The organism is Streptomyces sp. WZ.A104, assembly GCF_002382885.1.
Taxonomy (GTDB): Bacteria; Actinomycetota; Actinomycetes; order Streptomycetales; family Streptomycetaceae; genus Streptomyces.
Genome location: NZ_NWVL01000131.1, coordinates 1 through 9,986, shown reverse-complemented (window position 1 = coordinate 9,986; position 9,986 = coordinate 1). Strand labels below are relative to the sequence as shown.

General features: G+C 72.4%; 11 protein-coding genes and 1 pseudogene. 5 read left to right on the top strand and 7 right to left on the bottom strand.

The genetic code is table 11. The features are described 5' to 3' along the window. Positions 1–97 precede the first annotated feature (97 nt). Positions 98–703, top strand: a complete 606-nt coding sequence (locus CIB93_RS36005; protein ID WP_096632999.1) for a MarC family protein — start codon at positions 98–100, stop codon at positions 701–703. Between the two features lie 70 nt (positions 704–773). On the opposite strand, the gene CIB93_RS38340 is transcribed toward CIB93_RS36005, so the two are convergent. Beyond that, positions 774–926, bottom strand: coding sequence for a hypothetical protein (locus tag CIB93_RS38340; protein WP_096632998.1), 153 nt, complete (start codon positions 924–926; stop codon positions 774–776). 87 nt (positions 927–1,013) lie between these two features. Between CIB93_RS38340 and CIB93_RS35995 the strand changes: the two genes are divergently transcribed. Then, positions 1,014–1,907 carry an NYN domain-containing protein gene (locus CIB93_RS35995; RefSeq protein ID WP_096632997.1) on the top strand — a complete coding sequence of 298 codons (894 nt, stop codon included), beginning with the start codon at positions 1,014–1,016 and terminating at the stop codon, positions 1,905–1,907. Positions 1,908–1,942: 35 nt separating this feature from the next. On the opposite strand, the gene CIB93_RS35990 is transcribed toward CIB93_RS35995, so the two are convergent. Further along, a complete protein-coding gene (locus tag CIB93_RS35990; protein ID WP_096632996.1) occupies positions 1,943–2,836 on the bottom strand; it encodes an alpha/beta fold hydrolase in 894 nt (297 codons plus the stop codon). A gap of 115 nt (positions 2,837–2,951) precedes the next feature. After that, complete coding sequence (locus CIB93_RS35985; protein WP_179500365.1) at positions 2,952–5,306, bottom strand: DEAD/DEAH box helicase; 2,355 nt, start codon at positions 5,304–5,306, stop codon at positions 2,952–2,954. Positions 5,307–5,780: 474 nt separating this feature from the next. Between CIB93_RS35985 and CIB93_RS35980 the strand changes: the two genes are divergently transcribed. Then, the gene (locus CIB93_RS35980) at positions 5,781–6,527 is read left to right on the top strand and encodes a ferritin-like fold-containing protein (RefSeq protein WP_096632994.1); all 747 of its coding nucleotides are present in this window, start codon (positions 5,781–5,783) and stop codon (positions 6,525–6,527) included. Positions 6,528–6,551: 24 nt separating this feature from the next. On the opposite strand, the gene CIB93_RS35975 is transcribed toward CIB93_RS35980, so the two are convergent. The 4 genes from CIB93_RS35975 to CIB93_RS35960 form a co-directional block, all read right to left on the bottom strand. Further along, positions 6,552–6,824 carry a hypothetical protein gene (locus CIB93_RS35975; protein WP_096632993.1) on the bottom strand — a complete coding sequence of 91 codons (273 nt, stop codon included), beginning with the start codon at positions 6,822–6,824 and terminating at the stop codon, positions 6,552–6,554. A gap of 190 nt (positions 6,825–7,014) precedes the next feature. After that, positions 7,015–7,242 (bottom strand): DUF3107 domain-containing protein, encoded by a 228-nt coding sequence (locus CIB93_RS35970; protein ID WP_096632992.1) that lies wholly within the window; start codon positions 7,240–7,242, stop codon positions 7,015–7,017. Between the two features lie 140 nt (positions 7,243–7,382). Then, entirely contained in the window at positions 7,383–8,024 is a 642-nt protein-coding gene (locus tag CIB93_RS35965) for a TetR/AcrR family transcriptional regulator (protein WP_096632991.1), read from the bottom strand. Positions 8,025–8,191: 167 nt separating this feature from the next. Beyond that, complete coding sequence (locus tag CIB93_RS35960) at positions 8,192–8,407, bottom strand: hypothetical protein (protein ID WP_096632990.1); 216 nt, start codon at positions 8,405–8,407, stop codon at positions 8,192–8,194. 113 nt (positions 8,408–8,520) lie between these two features. Here CIB93_RS35960 and CIB93_RS35955 point away from each other — a divergent pair, with 113 nt between their 5' ends. Together CIB93_RS35955 and CIB93_RS35950 are read left to right on the top strand one after the other, a co-directional pair. Then, positions 8,521–9,486, top strand: coding sequence for an alpha/beta fold hydrolase (locus CIB93_RS35955; protein ID WP_096632989.1), 966 nt, complete (start codon positions 8,521–8,523; stop codon positions 9,484–9,486). Between the two features lie 8 nt (positions 9,487–9,494). Continuing rightward, positions 9,495–9,986, top strand: a pseudogene (locus CIB93_RS35950) (hypothetical protein); the annotation flags it as partial.

Genomic DNA, 9,986 nt, shown 5'->3' with positions numbered 1-9,986 from the left:
CTCCTCGCGCGCCCTTTCCCCTGCCGTCGTGCGCCGACGGCAGGCCGCCCGGGCCCGTGCCCCCCGTAACGCCCGTTCATCTCTCGCAAGGCTCACTGTGTTCGACGTCGCTATCTTCGGATCCCTTTTTCTCACCCTTTTTGTGATTATGGACCCACCCGGAATCACGCCGATCTTCCTCGCCCTCACCGCGGGCCGCCCCGCCAAGGTGCAGCGGAAGATGGCGCTCCAGGCGGTCACGGTCGCCTTCGGTGTGATCGCCGTCTTCGGTCTGCTCGGTCAACAGATCCTCGACTATCTGCATGTCTCCGTGCCCGCCCTGATGATCGCGGGCGGTCTCCTGCTGCTGCTCATCGCACTCGACCTGCTCACCGGCAAGACGGACGAGCCGACGCAGACCAAGGACGTCAACGTCGCCCTCGTACCGCTGGGCATGCCGTTGCTGGCCGGCCCCGGCGCCATCGTCTCGGTCATCCTGGCGGTGCAGCACGCGGACGGTCTGGGCGGGCAGCTCTCGGTGTGGTCCGCGATCGTCGCCATGCACGTCGTGCTCTGGCTGACGATGCGCTACTCGCTCGTGATCATCCGCGTGATCAAGGACGGGGGCGTGGTGCTGGTGACCCGGCTCGCGGGCATGATGCTCTCCGCCATCGCGGTCCAGCAGATCATCAACGGCGTCACTCAGGTCATCCAGAACTCCTGAGGCCCGCCCGGACGTCACAGCGCCCCCGCACGGTCCTTCCGTGCGGGGGCGCTGTGACGTCGGCGAAGCGTTACGAAGCCGCGCCGTCGGCCGGCCGGATGTAGATGCGCCGGCCCACGGCTGCGGCCTGCTGCACGATCCGGTCGACGGAGGCGGCGTCCACGACGGTGCTGTCGACGGCGGTACCGTCGACGTCGTCGAGTCGCATGATCTCGAAGCGCACTGGGGCTTCCCTTCGTCTCGTCGGTTCCTTGCATGTGACAACGGCTTGCCTGGTACAAACATTCCCTACGCTAAGGAAATTTTTTGGATGTCTAAGTACCCGGCCGATATCGCCGAGCGCCTGGACCGCACCAACGACCTGCTCCAGCGCATGCTCATCGAGGTCTCCAAGACGCCGTCGACGCACGCCATCTTCGTGGACGCGGGCTATGTGTACGCCGCGGCCGGCCTGCTCGTGACCGGCACGGAGGACCGGCGCTCCTTCGACCTCGACGCCGAAGGGCTGATCGAGGCCTTCATCGACAAGGCCCGCACGATCTTCGCGGACAGCAGACTGCTGCGCGTCTACTGGTACGACGGGGCCAGGCGCCGTATCCACACCACGGAGCAGCAGGCCATCGCCGAACTCCCCGACGTCAAGGTCAGGCTGGGCAACCTCAACGCCAACAACCAGCAGAAGGGCGTCGACTCCCTCATCCGCACCGACCTCGAATCCCTCGCCCGGCACCGGGCCATCAGCGACGCGGCGCTCGTCGGCGGCGACGAGGATCTGGTCTCGGCGGTCGAGGCGGCCCAGGGCTACGGAGCCCGGGTGCACCTGTGGGGCATCGAGGCCGCCGAGGGGCGCAACCAGGCGGAACCGCTGCTGTGGGAGGTGGACAGTCAGCGCACCTTCGACCTGGACTTCTGCCGTCCCTATGTCACCCGGCGCCCGGTCACGACGTACGAGGACGACACCCCGGCCCCCTCCCGGGAGGACGTCCGTTTCGTCGGCGCGCAGATCGCCGCCGCCTGGCTCGCCGCCCGGGGCCGCGAGTCCCTCGCCGACCTGCTGCCCGGCCACCCGTATCTGCCGGGCTCCGTCGACCAGGACCTGCTGGTGGAGGCCGAACGCCTGCTCCAGCACTCGCTGCGCGGCCACGCCCACCTGCGGCGGGCGCTGCGCGACGGCTTCTGGCAGCACCTCCAGTCGCAGTACTGACCGGCGGTCGCCGTCACGGGGCCGCGGGCGGTGCGTCAGGCGACCGGAAAGGTGTCCCAGAACGTGGCGAGCGCCTTCGCGGTCTTCTGCGGCCGGGCGGTGTTGGGGGAGTGCTCGGCCCCGGCGATCGTGGTGCGGCGGGCGTCGAGACGCCGCGCCATGGCGTCGAACAGCTCCACCGGCCACACGTCGTCGCGCTCGCCGGACAGGACGTGGACGGGCAGCCCGACGGCGGCCAGCTCGTCCACCCGGTCCGGTTCGACGCCCAGCTGTGCTCCGGTGGCGATCAGCTGGGCGGGGTCGTGGCGCATCCAGCGTCGGCGCATGTCCTCGCCGTCGCCGGTGTCCGCGTCCTGCGGCGGGTCCAGCGCCTGCATCGCCTGCCACACCTCGTCCATGGACAGCACGGACAGTGCGTCGCTGAGCATCTTCACCTTCTCCCGCTGGGACGCGACCACTTCGGCGGGGCCCGAGGACATCAGCGTCAGCGAGCGGAACGGGGTGGCGTCCAGCAGGACGGCGGCACGGGCGATCTGCCCGCCGAGCGAGTGCCCGAGCAGATGCAGCCCCCCCTCGCCGGTGCCCTCGCCCCGGCCGTCTCCGTCGCTCTCGCTGTCGGTCAGGGCGGCCGCCTGGGCCAGTACGTCCCGGGCCAACTCGCCCTGGGCGTACTGCTCCTGACGGTCCGCTCCCTCGGACTCGTACTGCCCCCGGCCGTCCACGGCGATCACCCGGTAGCCCGCCGCCGACAGCGGTTCGAGCAGCGCGATGAAGTCCTCCTTGCTGCCGGTGTACCCGGGCAGCAGCAGGGCGGTGGCCCGTGCGGGCGTGGTCGGTACGGCGTCCAGTACGGCGAAGTCCCCGCGCTCGGTGTGCAGGACCCGGGCGGTGGCGCAGGCGGGAGGCGTGAAGGTGGGCGGGCGGCTCATACGGCGAGGCTATCCCCGCCACCCGGGTCCTGGCTCCACGGGGCGGCCGAAACGGCCCCGGCCCCCGCGGGTGCGGGGGCCGGGGCCGTCGGTCGAGCGGTACTGCGGCGGGGGGTCAGCTCTCGGTCGTCGCCGTTGCCTGGCCCGCCGGGCGGGTGGCTCGGCGGCGGCGCGGCTTCGGCTCGGCGGCGGCCTCGCTCACCACGGCCTCGGCCTCGGAGACCACGGCGGCCTCCTGGGTCGCGGTCGAGGTGACGCTCCGCGTGGCGCGGCGGCGACGGGGCTTGGCCTCCGCCTCGGCGGCCGGAGCCTGCTCGGCGGGCGCCTCGGCGACGGCGGCCTTCGCGGCGGACCTGGCCTTGGACTTCGCCGGAGCCTTCGCCTTCGCGGGGGCCTCCGCCTCGGCCGGAGCCTCAGCCTTCGCCGGGGCGTCGGCCTTCTTCCGGGACCTCGTCGCCCGGGTCCTGGGCTCCTTGGCCTCGGCGGCCTCCGGGGTCTCGGTGCTCTTCGCCGCCTTGGCCCTGGTCCTGGTGGCCTTGGTCCCGGCGGCGGGCTCCGACTCGTTCGCGGACTCCGCCTTCGCCGTCTCCGGCTTCGACTCGGTCTTCGGCTTCGTGGTGCGGGCCGGGCGGCGGCGCGTCCTCGGCTCCGGCTCCGGCTCGGCGGGCGGGGCGATCTGGAAGTCGACCTCGTCGGCCGGCTTCACGATCCGGGCGCGGCGGCGCGGCCTGACGGCCTTCGGCTCGACGACCGGCTCCGCGATGCCCGCGGCGACCGCCACGGTCTGGAACTCGGCCGGGGCCTGGGCGGCGGGAGCCTGGGCGGCGGGCCGGTCCGTCTCCTCGGCCACCGGCTTCGCGGCGCGGCTGCGACGACGGCGCGGCTTGGACTCCGCCACCGCTTCCGCCGCGGGCTCCGCGACCGGCTCGGCCACGGGCGCGGCTTCGGTCACCGGGGCGGGCTCCGTCACGGGCGCGGCCTCGGCCACCGGGGCGGGTACCGCGGGGGCCTCGGCGACCGCCACAGCCGCCTCGGTGACGCCTTCCGCGGCGCTGACCCGGGTACGGCGACGGCGGCGCGGAGTGCGCGGGGCGTCGGGAGCCTCGTCACCGGCCGGGGCGGCCGGGGCGGCCTCCTTGGCCGGTGCGGGCACCGTCGCCGTACCCTCCTCGACGGAGGAGCCGCCACGGGTGCGGCGGCGCTGACGCGGCGTACGCGTACGGGGCTCGCGCTCCTCGCGGGCCGGAGCGGGGGCGGCGGACTTGCGGCCGCGGCCACCGGTCTCGCCGAGGTCCTCGACCTCCTCCGCGCGCAGCCCGGCACGGGTCCGCTCGGCGCGCGGCAGGACACCCTTGGTGCCCGCCGGGATACCGAGCTCCTCGAAGAGGTGCGGCGAGGTGGAGTACGTCTCCGGCGGGTCCGGGAACTTCAGGTCCAGCGCCTTGTTGATCAGCTGCCAGCGCGGGATGTCGTCCCAGTCGACCAGCGTGATCGCGGTGCCCTTGGCACCCGCGCGGCCGGTGCGGCCGATGCGGTGGAGGTAGGTCTTCTCGTCCTCCGGCGACTGGTAGTTGATGACGTGGGTCACACCCTCGACATCGATACCGCGCGCGGCGACGTCGGTGCAGACCAGAACGTCGACCTTGCCATTGCGGAAGGCGCGCAGCGCCTGCTCGCGGGCGCCCTGGCCGAGGTCGCCGTGGACCGCGCCGGAGGCGAAGCCGCGCTTCTCCAGCTGCTCGGCGATGTCGGCGGCCGTGCGCTTGGTCCGGCAGAAGATCATCGCGAGTCCGCGGCCGTCGGCCTGGAGGATCCGCGAGACCATCTCGGGCTTGTCCATCGAGTGCGCGCGGTAGACGTGCTGCTGGGTGTTCTTGACGGTCGTGCCCTCGTCGTCGGGCGACGTGGCGTTGATGTGCGTCGGCTGCGACATGTAGCGGCGGGCGAGGCTGATGACGGCACCGGGCATGGTGGCCGAGAACAGCATCGTCTGGCGCTTGGCCGGCAGCATCGTGATGATGCGCTCGACGTCGGGCAGGAAGCCCAGGTCCAGCATCTCGTCGGCCTCGTCGAGGACGAGCCCGCGGATGTGGGACAGGTCGAGCTTGCGCTGGCCCGCCAGGTCCAGCAGGCGGCCCGGGGTGCCGACGATCACGTCGACGCCCTTCTTGAGGGCCTCGACCTGGGGCTCGTAGGCCCGGCCGCCGTAGATCGCGAGAACGCGGACGTTACGGACCTTGCCCGCGGTGAGCAGGTCGTTGGTGACCTGGGTGCACAGCTCACGGGTGGGGACGACGACGAGCGCCTGCGGCGCGTCGGTCAGCTGCTCGGGCTTGGCGCGCCCGGCCTCGACGTCGGCGGGGACGGTCACGCGCTCCAGGAGCGGGAGACCGAAGCCGAGCGTCTTGCCGGTGCCGGTCTTGGCCTGGCCGATGACGTCGGAGCCGGAGAGGGCTACGGGGAGCGTCAGCTCCTGGATGGGGAAGGGGGACGTGATGCCGACCGCCTCAAGGGCTTCGGCCGTCTCGGGAAGAATACCGAGGTCGCGGAACGTAGTCAGGGTGCTGCCTCTTCTGTGAGACGCGGTCCGAGGCGAACGCTGGGGGTCGTACCGTGCCGGGGTTGGTCATCCGGCCGTGGATGGGCCGGGTGGCGCGGGACCACTGCCGTCGCTCGAGCGCTCGTACCGCTGAGGGGGCCCCTCATCTGCAGGTCGTACGTGTCGTACACACCGCGCGGAGGGCTGTCGGGTCGGAGCCGATCGGGCCACCGACCGGGCATCCTCATTCAAAGGGCGCACCTCTGGCACAGCAGTGCTCAGTAGGCGCAATACCACTGTACCCCGGATTCGCGCATCTGTGTTGGGCGAATTCATCGGAACGGTATGACGTCGTCCTCTGACCAGGCCCTTCGGCCCGCCGCCGAGCGGGCTATCGTTCGGTTCATGGAGACGCCTGACCACGCCACTGACACCCCCGCCGAAGGCCCCGAAGCCACCGGAATCGCCGCCCAGGACTGGGCCACCGCGTCCGCCGAGCCGCAGTACCGCGCCGCGGTCGTGGACCTGCTCGGCGCCCTCGCCTACGGAGAGCTGGCGGCGTTTGAACGCCTGGCCGAGGACGCGAAACTCGCGCCGACACTCGGGGACAAGGCGGAGCTGGCGAAGATGGCCGCCGCCGAGTTCCACCACTTCGAGCGGCTGACCGAGCGGCTCACGGCGGTGGACGAGGAGCCGACCGCCGCGATGGAGCCGTTCGCCAAGGCGCTCGACGACTTCCACCGCCAGACGGCACCGTCCGACTGGCTGGAGGGCCTGGTCAAGGCATACGTGGGCGACTCGATCGCGAGCGACTTCTACCGGGAGGTCGCGGCCCGGCTGGACAGCGACACCCGCTCCCTGGTGCTGTCCGTCCTCGACGACACGGGCCACGGGAACTTCGCCGTGGAGAAGGTGCGCGCCGCCATCGAGGCCGACCCCCGGGTCGGCGGGCGGCTCGCGCTGTGGGCCCGTCGGCTGATGGGGGAGGCGCTGTCGCAGGCCCAGCGGGTGGTCGCCGACCGCGACGCGCTCTCGACGATGCTGGTGGGCGGTGTCGCGGACGGCTTCGACCTGGCGGAGGTGGGCCGGATGTTCTCCCGGATCACCGAGGCCCACACCAAGCGGATGGCCGCCCTGGGGCTGGCCGCCTAACACGCCTCCGTGCTCCCGGCCCCGCTACTGGGCCGCCGCCGACCGGGTGAGGCGGCGGCCGCGTGGACGGATCAGGAGCGACAGTGTCACCGCCCCGACGGACACGGCCCCGGCCAGCGTCACCGCCACATGGCCGGGGCCCAGCGCCGCATGCGTCAGATACGCGCCGAAGAGGGCGCCCAGCGCGCCGGTGGTGTACACCGCACGGCCGGACGGGAGCCGGTCGGCCAGTGATCGGAGCGCCACCCAGGACAGGGCCAGTCCGAGCACGGCGGATCCGAAGGATTCCCAGAGCACAGAGGATCACCTCGCGGGGGTGTGCGGGGCGGGCAAATCGGTCGTAGCCGGTACTACCCCTCGCCCACGCGGGGCAACCCTCCAGTGACCCCTTCCGACCCGCGCGGGTAGGTGCGCCCACACAGAAGCGGCCCGGCGGGAACTCCCGCCGGGCCGCTTCCGCGATCCGTTGACCAACGCGTCCCGTGGACTACAGCGCGCCGAACCCCACCCGCCGGGCGGTGGGCTCGCCGATCTCCACATACGCGATCCGGTCGGCCGGCACCAGAACCTTGCGGCCCTTGTCGTCCGTGAGGCTGAGCAGCTCCGCCTTGCCGCCCAGTGCCGCGGTGACCGCGCTCTCGACGTCCTCGGCGGAAAGCCCGCTCTCCAGAACGATCTCGCGGGGCGTGTGCTGCACCCCGATCTTGACCTCCACGGCTATGTCCCTCCGACGGTCAGTCCCTGCGCGGCGAACCGCGCCGTACGCAGCCACATTAGCCCGGCGGAGGCGGCGTTCACGGCCCGACCGGCAACGCCCGCAGCGAACACGGCGTCACCCGCCGTCCGCCGGCGGGCTCAGTGCTGCTCGGCGCCGTGCAGCGGGAAGCCCGCGATGCCCCGCCAGGCCAGCGAGGTCAGCAACTGCACAGCCGTGTCGCGCGGAATGCTGGAGCCGCTGGAGAGCCAGTAGCGCGCCACCACCTGGGAGACACCGCCGAGGCCCACCGCGAGCAGCATGGACTCGTCCTTGGACAGGCCCGTGTCCCCGGCGATCACGTCGGAGATCGCCTCGGCGCACTGGAGGGAGACCCGGTCGACCCGCTCGCGCACGGCGGGCTCGTTGGTCAGGTCCGACTCGAAGACCAGCCGGAAGGCGCCGCCCTCGTCCTCCACGTACGCGAAATAGGCGTCCATGGTGGCCTCGACGCGCAGCTTGTTGTCCGTCGTCGAGGCCAGTGCCGTGCGGACGGCCTGGAGCAGCGACTCGCAGTGCTGGTCGAGGAGGGCGAGGTAGAGCTCCAGCTTTCCGGGGAAGTGCTGGTAGAGCACGGGCTTGCTGACTCCGGCCCGCTCGGCGATGTCGTCCATGGCGGCGGAGTGGTAACCCTGCGCGACGAAGACCTCCTGTGCGGCGCCCAGCAGCTGATTGCGTCGGGCGCGGCGGGGCAGCCGGGTGCCCCGCGGGCGCGCCGCCTCTGTCTGCTCGATGGCTGTCACGCCGCCTCCCAAATGTTTGTTCCAGCACAGCCGATCCGTACACGCCGCGCCGCACGGCCATCGTACTTTTGGGTAACCCGGGTATGCGCGGCGCGGACGCAGAATTTCACGGACCGGACGGCTGTGGAAGCCACAGTTCTCCCTGGTCGCGATCAAATCGGGGCGTACTACCGGTAATCGTCCTCGTCGAGCGGGATGACCCTGCTCTGTTCCGCGACGTCGGCCTCGTTCGCGGTGGCCGGATCGAAGCCTTCCACCCGTTCGTCGTCCTCGGGCCGGATATCCGCCCGCTGTTCCGCGAAATCAGCCTCCGGGGCCTCCGGGCCCGCTCCGTCCGGCTCGGAGTCCGTGAAGGTGTCCGGGTCGCTCGGGTCGACCGTCATGGGGTGGCTCCCTTCCTTTCCTTGAAGCGTAGGAGCAACACTCCTACCCCGCGATGTGGCCCTGTGACGGCGAACACATGAATCGCCGCGTGATCGTCTCGTAACATTGCCGCATGTCTTCGACCGAGCTGCCGGGTACCCGAGCCGCCGCCGCAGCGGTGGCTCCCGCGGCCAGTGCCGTCCGTGTCGCCGAGGGCGAGCGGCTGCGCTCCGTGTCGCTGCCGGGGATCGGTCTGAACATCCGCTGCCGGCCGGGCGGCCGCACCGGACTGCCCCCCGCGCTGTACGTGCACGGGCTCGGCGGCTCCTCGCAGAACTGGTCGGACCTGATGCCGCTACTGGCCGACGTGGTCGACGGCGAGGCTGTCGACCTGCCCGGGTTCGGGGATTCGCCGCCGCCGGACGACGGCGATTACTCCCTCACCGGACACGCCCGTGCGGTGATCCGGCTGCTCGACGCGGAGGAGCGCGGGCCCGTCCATCTGTTCGGCAACTCCCTGGGCGGTGCGGTCGCCACCCGGGTCGCCGCGGTCCGCCCCGATCTGGTGCGCACCCTCACCCTGGTCTCGCCCGCACTGCCCGAATGGCGGGTGCAGCGCCCCGCCCTGCCGACCGGCCTTCTCGCGGTGCCGGGGGTCGCTTCCCTGTTCGCCCGGCTCACGAAGGACTGGACGGCGGAGCAGCGGACCCGCGGAGTCATGGCACTCTGTTACGGCGATCCGGCGCGTGTCTCCGAGGAAGCCTTCCGCAACGCGGTGGCCGAGATGGAGCGACGACTGGAGCTGCCGTACTTCTGGGACGCCATGACGCGTTCGGCCCGGGGCATCGTGGACGCCTACACCCTGGGCGGACAGCACGGGCTGTGGCGCCAGGCCGAGCGGGTGCTCGCACCGACCCAGCTCGTGTACGGCGGACGGGACCAGCTCGTCTCGTACCGGATGGCACGCAAGGCGTGCGCGGCCTTCCGCGACGCCCGGCTGCTGACCCTGCCCGAGGCGGGGCACGTGGCGATGATGGAGTACCCGGAGGCGGTCGCCCAGGCGTTCCGGGAACTGCTGGACGATTGCGGCGGGAGCTGATCCGGGGCGTGGGACGACACAGCCGAAAGGGCTCCAAGGCCACCCGCCCGGACGCCGCAGCGGCGGTTCCGGGCGGCGAACGCGCCGCTCCCCGCCCCGCACCCGGCACCGGCCGACGCAGGCGGACCGGCCCCGCGCCGACCGGCGACGGGCGCTCCCCGTTCTCCCCCGACGCCCCCCAGGTCCGCGGCGGCCACCCCGAACAGCGCGAACCGGGCGGCGGCTGGGGTACCGGCCCGCAGCCCCGTTACGGGGACGGCTACGGCTCCCCGGACGCGCAGCCCCGCCCCGGCGACGGCTCCCCCACGGGGGGCGGGTCCCGCGGCCTCCCGTATCCGCCGCACCAGCACCCCGCCCCGAACCGCCGCCCCGGCGCCGTGCCGTACGCCTCCGGGCCCCACGGCCCCGTGGCGCACCAGGAAGCCGCGGCCCGGCAGCAGGCCGTGGAGCGCCAGGTGTCCGCCCAGCGGGCGGCCCAGCGCGCCGCGGACGGCCGGGTG

Coding starts and splice junctions, on each gene's coding strand:
- CIB93_RS35960 (WP_096632990.1), bottom strand. CDS start 8,407: ATGACGGTCGACCCGAGCGACCCGGACACCTTCACGGACTCCGAGCCG.
- CIB93_RS35980 (WP_096632994.1), top strand. CDS start 5,781: ATGGAGACGCCTGACCACGCCACTGACACCCCCGCCGAAGGCCCCGAA.
- CIB93_RS35995 (WP_096632997.1), top strand. CDS start 1,014: ATGTCTAAGTACCCGGCCGATATCGCCGAGCGCCTGGACCGCACCAAC.
- CIB93_RS35955 (WP_096632989.1), top strand. CDS start 8,521: ATGTCTTCGACCGAGCTGCCGGGTACCCGAGCCGCCGCCGCAGCGGTG.
- CIB93_RS35990 (WP_096632996.1), bottom strand. CDS start 2,836: ATGAGCCGCCCGCCCACCTTCACGCCTCCCGCCTGCGCCACCGCCCGG.